Below are 15,993 nucleotides of genomic sequence, written 5' to 3' on the forward strand. Positions count from 1 at the left end.
CGGCCTCAGGCCGGCGTCGCTTCGGTGCGCGGCTTGTCGCTGCGCTTGGGCGGCTGGATGTCCAGCAGCACCTCGTCCTTGTCGTCGAGGTCGACGGTCAGGCGGCCGCCGTCGACCAGGCGGCCGAACAGCAGTTCGTCGGCCAGCGCGCGGCGGATCATGTCCTGGATCAGGCGCTGCATCGGCCGCGCGCCCATCAGCGGGTCGAAGCCCTTCTTCGACAGGTGCCGGCGCAGCTTGTCGGTGAAGGTGACCTCGACCTTCTTCTCGGCGAGCTGGCTCTCCAGCTGCAGCAGGAACTTGTCGACGACGCGCAGGATGATCTCCTCGTCCAGCGCGCGGAAGGACACGATCGCGTCGAGGCGGTTGCGGAACTCGGGCGTGAACAACCGCTTGATGTCGGCCATCTCGTCGCCCTGCTCGCGCCGGGTCGTGAAGCCGATCGTCGACTTGTTCATCGTCTCGGCACCCGCGTTCGTGGTCATGATGATGATCACGTTGCGGAAGTCGGCCTTGCGCCCGTTGTTGTCGGTCAGCGTGCCGTGGTCCATGACCTGCAGCAGCACGTTGAAGACATCCGGGTGCGCCTTCTCGATCTCGTCGAGCAGCAGCACCGCGTGCGGCTTCTTCGTCACCGCCTCGGTCAGCAGGCCGCCTTGATCGAAGCCGACGTAGCCCGGAGGCGCGCCGATCAGCCGGCTGACCGCGTGGCGCTCCATGTACTCCGACATGTCGAAACGGATCAGCTCGATGCCCAGGATGTAGGCCAGCTGCTTGGCGACCTCGGTCTTGCCGACGCCGGTCGGGCCGCTGAACAGGAACGAGCCGATCGGCTTGTCGGGCTTGCCCAGGCCGGAACGCGCCATCTTGATCGCCGAGGCCAGCGCCTCGATCGACGGATCCTGGCCGAAGACCACACTCTTCAGATCGCGTTCCAGCGTCTTCAGCTTGTCGCGGTCGTCGCTGGACACCGAGGCCGGCGGAATGCGCGCGATCTTGGCGACGATGTCCTCGACCTCGGCCCGCGTGATGGTCTTCTTCTGCTTGCTCTTGGGCAGGATGCGCTGCGCGGCACCGGCCTCGTCGATGACGTCGATCGCCTTGTCGGGCAGGTGGCGGTCGTTGATGTACTTGGCCGACAGTTCGGCCGCGGCCTGCAGCGCGCCGAGCGCGTACTTGACGTTGTGGTGATCCTCGAAGCGCGACTTCAAGCCCTTCAAGATCTCGATCGTCTGCTCGACCGACGGCTCGACGACGTCGACCTTCTGGAAGCGCCGCGACAGCGCCGCGTCCTTCTCGAAGATGCCGCGGTACTCGGTGAAGGTGGTGGCGCCGATGCACTTCATCGAGCCGCTGGACAGCGCGGGCTTGAGCAGGTTGCTGGCGTCCAGCGTGCCACCCGACGCCGCACCGGCACCGATCAGCGTGTGGATCTCGTCGATGAAGAGGATCGCGCTCGGCTGGTCCTTCAACTGCTTGAGCACGCCCTTCAGGCGCTGCTCGAAATCGCCGCGGTACTTGGTGCCGGCCAGCAACGCGCCCATGTCGAGCGCGTAGACGGTGGAGTCCGCCAGCACCTCGGGCACGTCCTTCTCGGTGATGCGCCAGGCCAGGCCTTCGGCGATCGCCGTCTTGCCGACGCCGGCCTCGCCGACCAGCAGCGGGTTGTTCTTGCGCCGACGACAGAGGACCTGGATGACACGCTCGACCTCCTGCTCGCGGCCGATCAGCGGGTCGATCTTGCCGGCCAGCGCCAGCGCGTTGAGGTTCTGCGTGAACTGCTCGAGCGGCGAGCCCTTGCCTTCGCCTCCAGCCTCGTCACGCTCGCCCTCGCCGCCGCCCGGGGAGTTGTCGCTGGACTTGGCCGGCTCCGGCGGGTCGCTCTTCTTGATGCCGTGGGCGATGAAATTGACGACATCCAGGCGCGTCACGCCCTGCTGGTGCAGGTAGTAGACGGCATGCGAGTCCTTCTCGCCGAAGATCGCCACCAGCACGTTGGCACCGGTGACTTCCTTCTTGCCGCTGCCCGTGCTCTGCACGTGCATGATCGCGCGCTGGATCACGCGCTGAAAACCGAGCGTCGGCTGGGTGTCGACTTCCTCGCTGCCCGAGACCGTCGGCGTGTTCTCCTTGATGAACGTCGCCAGGCTCTTGCGCAGGTCCTCGATGTTGGCTGCACAGGCACGCAGCACCTCGGCGGCCGACGGGTTGTCGAGCAGCGCCATCAGCAGGTGCTCGACGGTGATGAATTCATGCCGCTGCTGGCGCGCTTCGACGAACGCCATGTGCAGGCTGACTTCCAGTTCTTGCGCAATCATGCGGCCTCCATAATGCACTGAAGCGGGTGACCGTCGCGGCGGGCCGCGGCGAGCACCAGTTCGACCTTCGTCGCGGCAACGTCCTTCGGGTAAACCCCGCACACACCACGACCCTCGTGGTGGATCTTCAGCATGATGTGCGTGGCCGTGTCCAGATCACGCTGGAAGTAGTGCTGCAGCACCATCACGACGAACTCCATCGGCGTGTAGTCGTCGTTGAGCAGCACCACCTGGTACAGGCTCGGCGGCTTGACGCGTTGCGCCTTGCGCTCGGCGACGACAGCGCCGCCCGCGCCACCATCCTGGCCAGGCAGGGGCGGCGGCTTCACCGGAGGGACGGACGGATCGTCGGGCATGAATTCATTCTATCGACCTTGTCCGGGCCTGCTCACGGCAACTTTGCATGACCCGCGCCCTGGACATGTTGATGCCGCAAGCGCAAGTTCAAGCCCCCAACGGACTCGGGCGCTCTGCTGCGGCCGCGCACCAATTTGACCAATGTTTGTCGAATCCACGACACAGCAGAGCGTCACTTCGCCTTGACACTCTTCCGACGGCATCGCGAGAATCATTTTCGATATTCGCGCGCAGTTAAGCGAGGTGGAAACAATGGCGGTCGGTACGGTGAAGTGGTTCAACGATGCCAAGGGCTTCGGTTTCATCGAACCCGAGGGTGGTGGTGCGGACGTCTTCGCTCACTTCTCGGCGGTGCAGATGGACGGTTTCCGGACCCTGAAGCAAGGCAGTCGAGTGGAGTTCGAACTCGTCCAGGGCCCCAAAGGCAATCTGGCGCAGAACATCCGGCCCGTCGCCACTGCGACGCCGGCGGCTCCGCAGACCGTCGCCTGACGGGGCTCGCCGCCGCGGGCACCCCGATCTGATTTCGGGAAATCCCGCCCCGGACGGTTGCCGCACATATTGATTTCTATCAATATCTGAGGCAACGCCCGGCAAGGTGTTCAAGCCGAAACGAATATCGGCCACAGCCGGGGCCGGCGCGCCGACCCAGGATCACGAGCAGGACTTCGAGTCCCGCTTTTTCTTGCGCGCCGGGCAGTTTTTGCAGCGGGGTTTGCTGCGGCAGCACTTGCCAACCCGGCAGTTCAGCGCCGCAGCGGCATCCCTTGGACCCAGCTGACTCGGCCGGATCACGAACACCGGCCGCGCTCCGGCGATCCCGACGCCCGCGTTCGTCTCCACGTTCTTCATCACCCGCCCGGTCTCCTCGCTCGCCCACGCGCCCGGTTCGCCGGCGCCATCGCAGCAGGATGATGAAACAAGTTTCGATTCATGGGCTTCAGCGCGTCGATAGAAAGGCACTATCCATAGCGCTTCATCCCGCGCAGGGCCGACACATGAAAACGGCGCCCGCAGGCGCCGCAATCAGTGGACGACGGGCTTGAACCCGCGCCTCAGCCCATCTGCTCGATCATCACCTTGCCGAAGCCGGAGCACGAGACCTGCGTCGCGCCGTCCATCAGGCGCGCGAAGTCGTAGGTCACCTGCTTGCTCAGGATGGACTTCTCCATCGCGCTGATGATCAGGTCGGCAGCCTCGGTCCAGCCCATGTGGCGCAGCATCATCTCGGCCGAGAGGATCTCGGAGCCCGGGTTGACGTAGTCCTTGCCGGCGTACTTGGGCGCGGTGCCGTGCGTCGCCTCGAACATCGCCACCGAGTCCGACAGGTTGGCGCCCGGAGCGATGCCGATGCCGCCGACCTGCGCCGCCAGCGCGTCGGAGACGTAGTCGCCGTTCAGGTTGAGCGTCGCGATCACCGAGTACTCGGCCGGGCGCAGCAGGATCTGCTGCAGGAAGGCGTCGGCGATCGAGTCCTTGATGACGATGTCCTTGCCGGTCCTCGGGTTCTTGAACGAGCACCACGGGCCGCCGTCGATCGGCTGGGCGCCGAACTCGCGCTGCGCCAGCGCGTAGGCCCAGTCGCGGAAGCCACCTTCGGTGAACTTCATGATGTTGCCCTTGTGCACGATGGTCACGCTGGGCTTGTCGTTGTCGACGGCGTACTGGATCGCCTTGCGCACCAGGCGCTCGGTCCCTTCCTTCGAGACGGGCTTGATGCCGATGCCCGAGGTCTCGGGGAAACGGATCTTCTTGACGCCCATTTCCTCGATGAGGAACTTGATGACCTTCTTCGCCTTGTCGCTCTGGGCTTCCCACTCGATGCCGGCGTAGATGTCCTCGGAGTTCTCGCGGAAGATGACCATGTTGGTCTTCTCCGGCTCCTTCAGCGGCGTCGGCACGCCCTTAAAGTACTGGATCGGGCGCAGACAGACGTAGAGATCGAGTTCCTGGCGCAGCGCGACGTTCAGGCTGCGGATGCCACCACCGACCGGCGTCGTCAGCGGGCCCTTGATCGACACGACGTAGTCGCGCACTGCGTGCAGCGTCTCCTCGGGCAGCCAGACGTCGGGGCCGTAGACCTTGGTCGACTTCTCGCCGGCGTAGACCTCCATCCAGTGGATCTTGCGCTTGCCGCCGTAGCTCTTGGCGACTGCCGCATCGACCACCTTCAGCATCACCGGCGTGATGTCGAAGCCGGTGCCGTCGCCCTCGATGTACGGAATGATGGGCTGATCAGGGACGTTCAGCGAGAAGTCGGCGTTGACCGTGATCTTCTGCCCGCCCTCGGGCACCTTGATGTGCTGGTACATGAAAGAGGTCTCCACAAACCGCGCGTGCGGTGGGTCGTCGGGGAATGAATTCGCGGGAATTGATTCTAGGTCAACGACTGTCTGGCGACTGACGTGCCAGGGAGATCTCCGGACATCGGCTGGACACGCCGCGCCGGGCACGGCCTCAGGTGGCGCAGTAGGCCTGCCACTGCATCCACAGGCCGTGGCCGAGCGCCCAGCCGGACGCGAGCGCGAGCAGCGCGCCGGCGGCGCGCGTGGCCCAGGTCGTCGCAGCCGCCGAGGCCGACACGCCGAGGCGCAACCAGAGCATCGGCCCGAGCACCAGCCCGGCACCGCTGGCGACGGCGAAAGCCCCCATCGCGGCAGCGCCGGCGGCGGCGGTGTTCGCCAGCGCGGCGACGACCAGGGCCGACTGCAGCAGCCCGCAGGGCCAGGCCACCCAGAGCGACCCGGCCGTTGCCGCGCGCGCCGGCCCCTTGATACGCTGCCAGCCGCCGGCGTCGGCCTGCGGCGCACGGCGCTGGGCACTGCGGCCGATGTTCTCCAGCCATTGCGGCTGGCGCCCCTTCCACACCAGCCAGACCCCGAGGGCCAGCGCCGCGGCGTGGGCCAGGGTCCACAGCGGCCGCAACGCGGGGCTCAGCTCCCCGACCGCGGACAGGAGGTTGACGCCGGACGCGACCAGCGCACCGGCCATCGCGTAACCCAGAACACGCGCGAGATGGAAGCTCCAGAGGGCAGCCGGCTGGCCGCGCGGCAGCACCGCGGTGCACGCCGCGCCGCACATCGCGATGCAGTGCGGCGCCCCGGCCAGCCCGAGCATCAGCGCGCTGACGACGAGCGCGAAGTCCACGCGGGGCCTTGCTGAGTCATGCGCGGATTATCCCGTTGCGGGATAACCCGTGCCGACTCAGATGATGCGCGAGAAGCGCTCGCGGTTGCCGCTGGCGCGCAGGTGCTTGTCGAAGACGGCGGCCACGCCGCGCACGTAGTACCAGCCCAGCGCGGTGATCTGGATCGAGTCGTCGTTCACCTCGACGAGACCGCCTTCGGCGAAGGGCTTGAGGTCCTCGATCTCGACCGCGAAGTAGTCGCGGAACTTGATCATGTGGGAGAGTTCGATCGACTCGTACTCGACGCGCCCCTGGCACATGATGGCCATGATCACCGCCTGGCGCAGCAGGTCGTCGCGCGTCAGCGCGAGGCCGCGCACGATCGGGAATTCACCCTTGGCGATCGACTCGTAGTACTCGGGCAGGGTCTTGGCGTTCTGGCTGTAGGTCGCACCCATGCGGCCGATAGACGACACGCCCAGCGCGATCAGGTCGCAGTCGGGTTGCGTGCTGTAGCCCTGGAAGTTGCGGTGCAGGCGCCCCTGGCGGCGCGCCGCCGACAAGGCGTCACCGGGCAGCGCGAAGTGATCCATGCCGATGTAGGTGTAGCCCGCGGCGATGAAGCCGGCGATCGCGCCACCGAGCATCTTGATGCGCTCCTCGCCCTTGGGCAGATCCTCGGCGAGGATGCGGCGCTGCGGCTTGAAGCGGGTCGGCAGGTGCGCATAGGCGTACAGCGCGATGCGGTCCGGGCGCAGCTCGGCGATCTGCTGGATGGTGCGCGCGAACGACTCCGGCGTCTGCTTGGGCAGGCCGTAGATCAGGTCGGCGTTGATCGACTCGAAGCCGTTGGCACGGGCGGCGATCACGAGATCGCGCACGCTGTCATAGGACTGGACGCGGTGCACGGCCTCCTGCACCTCGGGATCGAAGTCCTGGATGCCGAAGCTGATGCGGTTGAAGCCGACGGCCGCCAGGCTGCGCAGCCGCTCCGGCGTCGCAGTGCGCGGATCGACCTCGATCGAGATCTCGGCGCCGGCGACGACCTTGAACGCGTCGCGCAGCGTGTTCATCAGCCGGGCGATCTCCTCGTCGGTGAGGAAGGTTGGCGAGCCGCCGCCGAAGTGCAGTTGCGAAACCGTCTGCCCCTTGCCCAGCTCGGCGACATGCATCGCGATCTCGGCCTCGAGCGCATCGAGGTACTCGGTGCTGCGCTCGTGGTGCTTCGTGATGATCTTGTTGCAGGCGCAGTAGTAGCAGACCGATTCGCAGAACGGGATGTGGATATAAAGCGACAGCGGCGGCGTGCCGCCGACGGTGCTGCCTTCGGCTCGTTGGCGCAGCGCCTGCCGGTACTCTGCTGGGCCGAAGGCCTCGCCGAAGCGATCCGCGGTGGGGTAAGAGGTATAGCGGGGGCCGGGCACGTCGAGGCGCCTCAGCAGTGCTTCAGGAACAATCGTGTCCATAATTCATCCGGCCGTCATGCGGTACGGGCTGGACTGTGCCAAACCCCCACCCGACGGGCTTGATCTGCCTCAAGCGACACCCCGGGACGCGAGCGAAGAATCGCCCCTGCCCTTGAGCGACGTCATGAGCGATACTCGGGTGAACACCGCCACGCCGGACCGAACTGCTTCCAATCGTCGAACCCCTATGAACAACACGTCTTCCGGCATCCGGCTCGAACCGTTCAAGGTCGCGTGCTCGAGCTGCAATCTGCGAGAACTGTGTCTGCCGGTCGGCATGTCCAACGATCAGCTGGAGCGCCTGGACACGATGGTGGCAACGCGCCGTGCAGTGCCGCGCGGCGAGACGCTGTTCCGCGCCGGCGATCCGTTCCTGTCGCTGTACGCGGTGCGCACCGGCTTCTTCAAGACCTGCGTCTCGTCGGAAGACGGGCGAGACCAGGTGACGGGCTTCCAGATGGCCGGTGAACTGCTCGGCCTCGACGGCATCGGCACCGACCGCCACACCTGCGACTCGGTCGCGCTCGAAGACTCCCAGGTCTGCGTGATCCCGTTCCAGCAGCTGGAAGACCTGTCGCGCGAGTTCAGCGACCTGCAGCGCCAGCTGCACAAGATCATGAGCCGCGAGATCGTTCGCGATCACGGCGTGATGCTGCTGCTGGGCAGCATGCGGGCCGAGGAACGCCTCGCCGCCTTCCTCCTGAACCTGACCCAACGGCTGCAGACGCGCGGCTTCTCGCCGCATTCGCTGATCCTGCGCATGACGCGCGAAGAGATCGGCAGCTACCTGGGCCTGAAGCTCGAGACGGTCAGCCGCACCTTCTCGAAGTTCCAGGATGACGGCATCCTGGAAGTCAAGCAACGCCAGATCCGCGTGCTCGACCCGCAAGCCCTGCAGAAGCTCGTCAACGGCTCCTCGGCCGCCTGCTGAGACGGCTGCCCTCACGCCAGACGCCGCGCACCGCGCGGCGTCTTGCTTTCAGCGGCCGCGAAAGCTGCGGCTGTTGATCTCGGCTTCGCTGCGCGACAGCAGCAGCGTCAGGCCCGCCGCCGCGGCCACGACCACCCACAGCGCGAAGAAGGCCACGGTGTAGACCGCCACCGGCTGCAGTTCGACCACCGCACCGCCGAGCCAGCGCAGCGAGGCCGGGTCGACGAAGGCGAACAGCGCCAGCTCGAGCACCACAGCCGCCATGAAGGCCGGCCAGAGCACGGCGCTCCAGTCTCTTGCCCGCCGCTTCATGACCGTGCCCGCGAAAAGCGCGTCAGGGCGCCGCCGTGGCGGCGTGGTTGCGGGCCGCGACGGCCGGCGTGTCCGCCTGCACCTGGCCGGATTGAGGAACCGAAGACGGCACCTCGGTGATCACCGCCTCGGCGCCGCGGATCGCGATCACGGCCGTCGACAGCGACGCGACGACGACCACCAGCGGACCGCCAAGGACCAGCCAGACCATGCCGATGCGCCACCAGGGCGTCGTGTCGCGGGAAACTTGATTCGGATTCATCAGGGACTCCTGTCGTGGCCGCTTCAGCGGGGGACGACGAAGGTGGAATTCTCGGAAGCGACCACGGAAGACGGATCCCGGGCGTCGGGCAGCCGGTCGACGTGGAACTGTATCGTGTGGGCACCGGGCCCTGCCTGCGTGGCGGTTTGCGGCGGCACGCGCAGCGCGATCGTCACCCAGCGGGCGCCGGCGGATTCGACGTCGAACTCCGGCTGCCCGTCGATCACCATGCCCGCCAGGCCTTCGGCACGCACGCGGTAGCGCTGCGGCGACTCAGTGGCGTTCATGACCTGCAGCCGGTACAGGTTCTCGATGTAGCCGTCGTCGACGATGCGGGCGAGCGACGCCCGGTCACGCACCACGTCGACGCGGAACGGGTGTCGCAGCGCGAGGCTGGCGACGAAGGCGCCGACGATGACGAACAGGATCGCGGTGTACACCAGCACCCGCGGCCGGAACACCCGCTGCAGCATCTGCCCGCGCGTCTGGTGCTGCGCCATGCCGTTCTGCGTGGCATAGCGGATCAGCCCGCGCGGGTACTTCATCTTGTCCATCACGCCATTGCAGACGTCGATGCAGGCGGTACAGCCGATGCACTCGTACTGCAGGCCATCGCGAATGTCGATGCCCGTGGGACAGACCTGGACGCACAGCCCGCAGTCGATGCAGTCGCCCAGCCCCTGGCTGCGCGCGTCGACCTTGCGCGAACGCGTGCCGCGCGGGTCTCCCCGCTCGGCGTCGTAGCTGACGATCAGCGTGTCCTTGTCGAACATCGCGCTCTGGAAACGCGCGTACGGGCACATGTACTTGCAGACCTGCTCGCGCATGTAGCCGGCGTTGCCCCAGGTGGCGAAGCCGTAGAACAGGGTCCAGAAGGTCTCCCAGGGCCCGAGCGAGAAGGCGAACGCGGATGGCAGAAGTTCGCGGATCGGGGTGAAGTAGCCGACGAAGGTCAGGCCGGTCCACAGCGCGATCAGGATCCAGACGGTCTGCGTCGCGCTCTTGCGCCACAGGCGCTGGAAGTTCCAGGGGCCGGCATCGAGCCGCATGCGGGCGTTGCGGTCACCTTCGAAGCGCCGCTCGACCCACATGAAGATCTCGGTGTAGACCGTCTGCGGGCAGGCGTAGCCGCACCACAGCCGCCCGGCCACCGCGGTGAACAGGAACAGCGCATACGCCGAGATCATCAGCAGCGCCGACAGGTAGATCAGGTCCTGCGGATACAGGACCAGCCCGAAGATGTAGAAGCGCCGCGCCCCGAGATCGAAGAGCACCGCCTGGCGCGCGTTCCAGTCGAGCCAGGGCAGGCCGTAGAACACGAGCTGCGTGATCCACACCAGCGCCCAGCGCCAGCCGTTGAACCAGCCCGAGACCGAGCGTGCGTAGATGCGCTTGCTCTTGACGTAAAGAGAAACGACCGCCTCGGTCGCGGCACCGGCTGTCGCCGGCGCCTCGTCCGAGGCGGCCGATGCCGGGGCGGGCCGGTTGTCGAGGTCGGCCCGGGCCTGGCTCATCTCGTGCTCCCGTTCAGCGCGTCGCGACGGTGCTCGTCTGCGACAGGCTCCAGACGTAGGCACCCAGCACGTGGATCTGCTCCGGGCTCAGCCGCGAGGCCTGCGCCGGCATGATGTTGACCTTGCCGTTGACGACCATGTCGACGATCGCCTGCTCGCCATAACCGTGCAGCCAGATCTTGTCGGTCAGGTTGGCCGAACCCACCGCCTGCATGCCCTTGCCGTCGGGGCCGTGGCAGGCCGCGCAGACCGCGAACTTCGCCTTGCCCTGCTGCGCCGCCACCTCGTTGTGCGGGCTGCCCGACAGGCTCAGCACGTACTGGGCGACGTTCTTCACGTCTTCGGGCGTGCCGACGGCTGCAGCCATCGGCGGCATGTTGCCGACGCGGCCGAGGGTGATCGTTTCCTTGATCTTGTCGAGCGTGCCGCCATGCAGCCAATCGTTGTCGGTCAGGTTGGGGAAACCCTTGCTGCCGCGAGCATCCGAGCCATGGCACTGGGCGCAGTTGTTGGCGAACAGGCGCTCGCCGATGGCCATCGCCTGCGGGTCCTTGGCCAGCACCTCGGCGGGCTGGTCGACGAACTTCGCGTACAGCGGCGCCATCTGTTCACGCGCCTTTTCCATCTCGGTCGAGTGCTGGCCGGTGCTGGTCCACTGCAGCGAACCCTTGTGGCTGCCGAGACCCGGATACAGAACCAGATAGATGACCGCGAACGCGACCGTCACGAGAAACAGCCCGGCCCACCAGCGCGGCAGGGGGTTGTTCAGTTCGCGCAGGTCCTCGTCCCAGACGTGGCCGGTCGTGTTGTCGTCGGCCATCACCTTGCGGCGGCTGGCGATGATCAGCAGCACCAGGCAGAAGACCAGGCTGACGATGGTGATGCCGGCCACATAAAGCGACCAGCCTGAGTTGAAGAAATCGCTCATTTCCGTTCTCCTGAGGCCTCGACGCCTTCCTTCTCGGCGAAGGGAAGCATCGCGGCCTCATCGAATTGGCCACGGCGCCGCCGAGACCAGGCCCAGACCACGATCCCGATGAAGAGCGCGAAGCTCGCGACGGTGACGATGGTGCGGAGGGTGTTGATGTCCATGGTCGTGGACGGCGTCACTTGACGGCCGTTCCCAGCACCTGCAGGTAGGCGATGACCGCGTCCATCTCGGTCTTGCCCTTGACCTCGCCGGCCGCCTGCGCGATCTCGTCGTCGCTGTAGGGCACGCCGACCGAGCGCAGCGCCTTCATGCGCGGCGCCAGACCGTCGGCGTCGACCTCGTTGCGCGACAGCCAGGGGTAGGCCGGCATGTTGGACTCGGGCACCAGATCACGCGGGTTGTTCAGGTGAATGCGGTGCCACTCGTCGCTGTAGCGGCCGCCCACGCGCTGCAGGTCCGGGCCCGTGCGCTTGCTGCCCCACTGGAACGGATGGTCGTAGACGAACTCGCCGGCCATCGAGTAGTGGCCGTAGCGCAGCGTCTCGGAACGGAACGGACGCACCATCTGCGAGTGGCAGCCGTAGCAGCCCTCGCGGATGTAGATGTCACGGCCGGCCAGCTGCAGCGGCGTGTAGGGCTTAAGGCCTTCGACCGGCTGGGTCGTCGAGCGCTGGAAGAACAGCGGCACGATCTCGACGAGCCCGCCGACGGCAACCGTCAGCAGGATCAGCACAATCATCAGGAAGTTGCTGGTCTCGATCTTCTCGTGACCGCCGACGGCATGGTTTTTTGCCATGGTCATGTATCTCCTAGGGTTCTGGCGGTCAGGCGTGGGCGGCGACCATCGGGATCGGGGCCGGGACGACCTTGCCGCTCTTGATGGTCATGACCGTGTTCCAGGCCATGATGACCATGCCGGTCAGGTACAGCAGGCCGCCGCCGAGGCGGATCACGTAGAACGGGTACGTGGCCTTGACGCCTTCGACGAAGCTGTAGACCAGCGTGCCGTCGGGGTTGACCGCACGCCACATCAGACCCTGCATGACACCGGCGATCCACATCGCGGCGATGTAGAGCACGATGCCGATCGTGGCGATCCAGAAGTGCAGCTCGATGGCGCGCGTGCTGTACATCGTCTGGCGGCCGAACATGCGCGGGATCAGGTGGTACAGCGAGCCCATCGAGATCAGGCCCACCCAGCCGAGCGCACCACTGTGCACGTGGCCGACGGTCCAGTCCGTGTAGTGGGACAGCGCGTTGACCGTCTTGATCGACATCATCGGCCCTTCGAAGGTCGACATGCCGTAGAACGACAGCGAGACGATCAGGAACTTCAGGATCGGGTCGTCGCGCAGCTTATGCCAGGCGCCCGACAGCGTCATGATGCCGTTGATCATGCCGCCCCAGCTCGGGGCCAGCAGGACCAGCGAGAAGATCATGCCGATCGACTGCGTCCAGTCGGGCAACGCGGTGTAGTGCAGGTGGTGCGGGCCCGCCCACATGTACGTGAAGATCAGTGCCCAGAAGTGCACGATCGACAGGCGGTAGCTGTAGACCGGGCGGCCGGCCTGCTTCGGGATGTAGTAATACATCATCCCCAGGAAGCCGGCGGTGAGGAAGAAGCCGACGGCGTTATGGCCGTACCACCACTGGACCATCGCGTCCTGAACGCCCGCGTAGACCGAGTAGCTCTTGGTCAGCGACACCGGCACTTCGGCGCTGTTGACGATGTGCAGCAGCGCCACGGCGATGATGAAGGCGCCGAAGAACCAGTTCGCCACGTAGATGTGACGCACGGTGCGCTTGCCGATCGTGCCGAAGAACACGATGGCGTAGGACACCCACACGACGGCGATCAGGATGTCGATCGGCCACTCGAGCTCGGCGTACTCCTTGCCGGTCGTGAAGCCCAGCGGCAGCGAGATCGCCGCGAGCAGGATCACCACCTGCCAGCCCCAGAACGTGAACATCGCCAGCTTGGGCAGGAACAGCGAGGCCTGACAGGTGCGCTGGACGACGTGGTAGGAGGTCGCGAACAGCGCCGAGCCACCAAACGCGAAGATGACCGCGTTGGTGTGCAGCGGCCGCAGACGCCCGTAAGTGATGTAGGGGATGCCGAAGTTCAGGTCCGGCCATGCCAGCTGGGCGGCGATGATCACCCCCACCAGCATGCCGACGATCCCCCACAGCACGGCCACCACGGAGAAATACCTCACCGGGGTGTCGTAGTACACCGGGGTCGCCGGTGACGATTCATGAGCCATACGGCTTCTCCTCGCGTCGTTCAGGAAGCAAATTTGACGATTTTTCTGGCTTGATCTGGGTTAAGACTTGATGGCCATCAACCGGACCATCGTCGTCCCGCAAGATGCGCTCGCCTTCGTGCTCGAGGTCCTCGAACTGACCGCGATGCAGGGCCCAGCCGAAGACGCCGAGGATGATCAGCACCAGCACCGCCGACAGCGGGATGAGCAGGTACAGGATGTCCATGCGACGACCTCAGCGCCCCGCCCGCAGCGCGTTCAGCACCACGAAGAGCGAACTACCCGCCATGCCCAGGCCAGCGGCCCACGGCGGTAGCCAGCCCACCAGGGCCAGCGGAATGCACGCGGCGTTGTACGCCGCGGCCCAGATCATGTTCTGCCGCACGATGCGCATCGCGCGGGCGGCGACGCAACGCGCCGTGACGAGGTCCAGCGGCCGGTTCGACGCCAGCACGGCATCGGCCTGGGCGCGGGCGACCAGCGCCCCCTGCCCCATCGCCAGCGACACGTCGGCACGCGCCAGGACCGGCGCGTCGTTGACGCCGTCGCCGACCATGACGACGCGGTCACCGGCGCGCTGAGCCGCGGCCACCGCCGCCAGCTTGTCCTCGGGACGGGCGCCGCCGACGAAGGAGTCGAGGCCGAGGCGAGCCGCCAGGCGGGCCGCACGGGCCGGCGCATCGCCAGACAGCAGCGTGACACGCACGCCGGCAGCCTGCAGCGCACGCACCGCGTCATCGGCACCGGGGCGCAGCAGTTCGTCGAACCCGAAGGCCGCCACGGGCTTGCCGTCACGCGACAGCCAGACCTGCACCTCGTCGCGCTCGGCAGCCCCGGCAAACGCGGCTCGGCCGAGACACCACGGCACGCCATCGCCGTCGACTCCGCGCAGGCCCTCGCCGGCCACTTCCTCGACCGACCGCCAGATCCGCCCGCTGGCCGGCAGCGCCGCCGCCAGCGTCTGCGACAAGGGGTGACGCGACCAGGCGGCCAGCGAAGCGGCATGGCCCAGCGCGTCCACCGACTCGTCGAAGACCCGGGTCACGGCGAGCGCCGGACGGTCTTCGGTCAGGGTGCCGGTCTTGTCGATGAACACCCGCTCGGCACGGGCGAGATCCTCGAGAGCGTCCAGGCGCTGCAGCAGCACGCCACGGCGCGCCAGGCCGCCGGCGGCGGCGACCATCGTCGCCGGCGCCGCCAGCGACAGCGCGCAGGGGCAGGTGACGATCAGGACCGAGACCGCGACCCAGATCGCACGCGAAGGATCGATGACGCTCCAGACGGCCGCACCGCCGGCGGCCAGCAGCAGCACCGTCCACAGGAAGGGCACCGCCCAGCGGTCGGCGACGCGCGCCAGCGCCGGGCGCTGCGACATCGCCTCGCGCATCATCGAGACGATGGCCTCGTAGCGTGTGTCGGCGCCGGCCCGCTCGACGAGCATCGTGACCGGCGCACCGAGGTTCAGGCTGCCGGCGACGACCGCCGCGCCGAGGGGCTTGTCGACCGCGACCGACTCGCCGGTCAGCAGCGACTCGTCGGCCTGGGTCGCCCCGTCGACGAGCGCGCCGTCCGCCGGGAAGGCCTGCCCGAGCGCGACGCGCACCCGGTCGCCGGCGACGAGCCGCTGAACACTCACTTCGGTGGTGCTGCCGTCGGCCTCGAGCCGCTGCGCGGTCTCGGGCAGACGGGCCAGGGCCCCTTCCAGCGCCGCCGCCGCACGATGGCGGGCACGCAACTCCAGGTAGCGCCCACCGAGCAGGAAGCTGACGAACATCGTCAGCGAGTCGAAGTACACCTCATGACCGAAGACGCCTGCCGGGTCGAAGGTCGCCCCGGTGCTGGCGACGAAGGTCACGGCCACGCCGATCGCGACCGGCACGTCCATGCCGATGCGGCCGCTGCGCAGCCCGCGCCAGGCGCCGCGGAAGAACGGCCCGGCCGAGAACAGCACCACCGGGATCGACAGCACCCAGCTGCCCCAGTTGAGCAGCTGCCGCATCTCCATCGAGAAGTCCGCCGGGCCCGCGACGTAGCTGGGGGTCGCGAACATCATGACCTGCATGGCGCAGAAGCTCGCCACGAACAGGCGCCACAGCGCGGCACGGTGCTCGGCGCGACGCATCTCGCGCGCCGGCGCCGCGGCGTCGGGAACCGCGTCGTAGCCGGCGGCGCGGATCGCGGCGATCAACGCGGAAGGCTGCGTGCGGGCCGGATCCCAGCGCACGGTGGCACGCTGTGCCGCGGCGCTGACACGCGCCTCGCGCACGCCGTCGACCGCCCGCAGCGCGTTCTCGATGATGCCGGTGCAGGCGGCGCAGTACATGCCGGAGACCTGCAGCGCCGATTCGCCCAGCCGCACCCCGTCGCTCTCCTGGACCCAGCGCGTGAAACGCGCCTGCTCCAAAGGATCGTCGACGGCGGCCAGGGAGGGGGCCGCTTGCTGGACGGGGGCGATGCCGGTGAGACTCATGGAAGCTGGAGATCGGGGGCGGCGGTCACCGTCGCCGGAAT

17 protein-coding genes are annotated in these 15,993 nt (G+C 67.2%); 2 read left to right on the plus strand and 15 right to left on the minus strand.

Annotated elements, in window-relative coordinates; all coding sequences use genetic code 11:
• Positions 1-5 precede the first annotated feature (5 nt).
• Positions 6-2,318, minus strand: coding sequence for an ATP-dependent Clp protease ATP-binding subunit ClpA (gene clpA, locus LOC65_RS14070; RefSeq protein WP_164962150.1), 2,313 nt, complete (start codon positions 2,316-2,318; stop codon positions 6-8).
• Positions 2,315-2,674: an ATP-dependent Clp protease adapter ClpS gene (gene clpS / locus LOC65_RS14075; RefSeq protein ID WP_029718462.1), complete on the minus strand. Its 360-nt coding sequence runs from the start codon at positions 2,672-2,674 to the stop codon at positions 2,315-2,317. Before clpS ends, clpA begins: the two co-directional genes overlap by 4 nt.
• Before the next feature lie 253 nt (positions 2,675-2,927).
• On the opposite strand from clpS, the gene LOC65_RS14080 reads away from it, so the two are divergent.
• On the plus strand, positions 2,928-3,167 hold the full coding sequence (locus LOC65_RS14080) for a cold shock domain-containing protein (protein ID WP_009857298.1): 240 nt from the start codon (positions 2,928-2,930) through the stop codon (positions 3,165-3,167).
• 162 nt (positions 3,168-3,329) lie between these two features.
• Here LOC65_RS14080 and LOC65_RS14085 read toward each other — a convergent pair whose 3' ends face one another.
• From LOC65_RS14085 to hemN, 4 genes are all read right to left on the minus strand, one after another.
• On the minus strand, positions 3,330-3,527 hold the full coding sequence (locus tag LOC65_RS14085; RefSeq protein ID WP_164962149.1) for a hypothetical protein: 198 nt from the start codon (positions 3,525-3,527) through the stop codon (positions 3,330-3,332).
• 203 nt (positions 3,528-3,730) lie between these two features.
• On the minus strand, positions 3,731-4,987 hold the full coding sequence (icd, locus tag LOC65_RS14090) for an NADP-dependent isocitrate dehydrogenase (protein ID WP_009857297.1): 1,257 nt from the start codon (positions 4,985-4,987) through the stop codon (positions 3,731-3,733).
• A 145-nt stretch (positions 4,988-5,132) separates the two neighbouring features.
• Complete coding sequence (locus LOC65_RS14095) at positions 5,133-5,822, minus strand: sulfite exporter TauE/SafE family protein (RefSeq protein ID WP_230247920.1); 690 nt, start codon at positions 5,820-5,822, stop codon at positions 5,133-5,135.
• A gap of 57 nt (positions 5,823-5,879) precedes the next feature.
• The gene (gene hemN, locus LOC65_RS14100) at positions 5,880-7,268 is read right to left on the minus strand and encodes an oxygen-independent coproporphyrinogen III oxidase (RefSeq protein WP_230247921.1); all 1,389 of its coding nucleotides are present in this window, start codon (positions 7,266-7,268) and stop codon (positions 5,880-5,882) included.
• Between the two features lie 187 nt (positions 7,269-7,455).
• On the opposite strand from hemN, the gene fnr reads away from it, so the two are divergent.
• The gene (fnr, locus tag LOC65_RS14105; RefSeq protein ID WP_009857294.1) at positions 7,456-8,199 is read left to right on the plus strand and encodes a fumarate/nitrate reduction transcriptional regulator Fnr; all 744 of its coding nucleotides are present in this window, start codon (positions 7,456-7,458) and stop codon (positions 8,197-8,199) included.
• Between the two features lie 48 nt (positions 8,200-8,247).
• On the opposite strand, the gene LOC65_RS14110 is transcribed toward fnr, so the two are convergent.
• The 9 genes from LOC65_RS14110 to LOC65_RS14150 are packed head-to-tail and all read right to left on the minus strand — an operon-like array spanning position 8,248 to position 15,952.
• A complete protein-coding gene (locus LOC65_RS14110) occupies positions 8,248-8,481 on the minus strand; it encodes a hypothetical protein (RefSeq protein ID WP_009857293.1) in 234 nt (77 codons plus the stop codon).
• A 52-nt stretch (positions 8,482-8,533) separates the two neighbouring features.
• Positions 8,534-8,773, minus strand: a complete 240-nt coding sequence (locus LOC65_RS14115; protein ID WP_230247922.1) for a hypothetical protein — start codon at positions 8,771-8,773, stop codon at positions 8,534-8,536.
• 23 nt (positions 8,774-8,796) lie between these two features.
• A complete protein-coding gene (ccoG, locus tag LOC65_RS14120) occupies positions 8,797-10,287 on the minus strand; it encodes a cytochrome c oxidase accessory protein CcoG (RefSeq protein ID WP_230247923.1) in 1,491 nt (496 codons plus the stop codon).
• Positions 10,288-10,300: 13 nt separating this feature from the next.
• Positions 10,301-11,215, minus strand: coding sequence for a cytochrome-c oxidase, cbb3-type subunit III (gene ccoP, locus LOC65_RS14125; protein WP_009857290.1), 915 nt, complete (start codon positions 11,213-11,215; stop codon positions 10,301-10,303).
• Positions 11,212-11,379 (minus strand): CcoQ/FixQ family Cbb3-type cytochrome c oxidase assembly chaperone, encoded by a 168-nt coding sequence (locus LOC65_RS14130; RefSeq protein ID WP_029718459.1) that lies wholly within the window; start codon positions 11,377-11,379, stop codon positions 11,212-11,214. Before LOC65_RS14130 ends, ccoP begins: the two co-directional genes overlap by 4 nt.
• A 14-nt stretch (positions 11,380-11,393) precedes the next feature.
• Positions 11,394-12,020, minus strand: a complete 627-nt coding sequence (gene ccoO / locus LOC65_RS14135) for a cytochrome-c oxidase, cbb3-type subunit II (protein WP_009857288.1) — start codon at positions 12,018-12,020, stop codon at positions 11,394-11,396.
• Between the two features lie 22 nt (positions 12,021-12,042).
• The gene (gene ccoN, locus LOC65_RS14140; RefSeq protein WP_029718458.1) at positions 12,043-13,482 is read right to left on the minus strand and encodes a cytochrome-c oxidase, cbb3-type subunit I; all 1,440 of its coding nucleotides are present in this window, start codon (positions 13,480-13,482) and stop codon (positions 12,043-12,045) included.
• Positions 13,472-13,708, minus strand: coding sequence for a cbb3-type cytochrome oxidase assembly protein CcoS (gene ccoS / locus LOC65_RS14145; protein ID WP_230247924.1), 237 nt, complete (start codon positions 13,706-13,708; stop codon positions 13,472-13,474). The genes ccoN and ccoS overlap by 11 nt, the downstream gene beginning before the upstream one ends.
• 9 nt (positions 13,709-13,717) lie before the next feature.
• The gene (locus LOC65_RS14150) at positions 13,718-15,952 is read right to left on the minus strand and encodes a cation-translocating P-type ATPase (RefSeq protein WP_230247925.1); all 2,235 of its coding nucleotides are present in this window, start codon (positions 15,950-15,952) and stop codon (positions 13,718-13,720) included.
• Positions 15,953-15,993: the final 41 nt, after the last annotated feature.

It is taken from the genome of Rubrivivax sp. JA1055 (genome assembly GCF_020966565.1).
Taxonomy (GTDB): Bacteria; Pseudomonadota; Gammaproteobacteria; order Burkholderiales; family Burkholderiaceae_C; genus Rubrivivax; species Rubrivivax benzoatilyticus.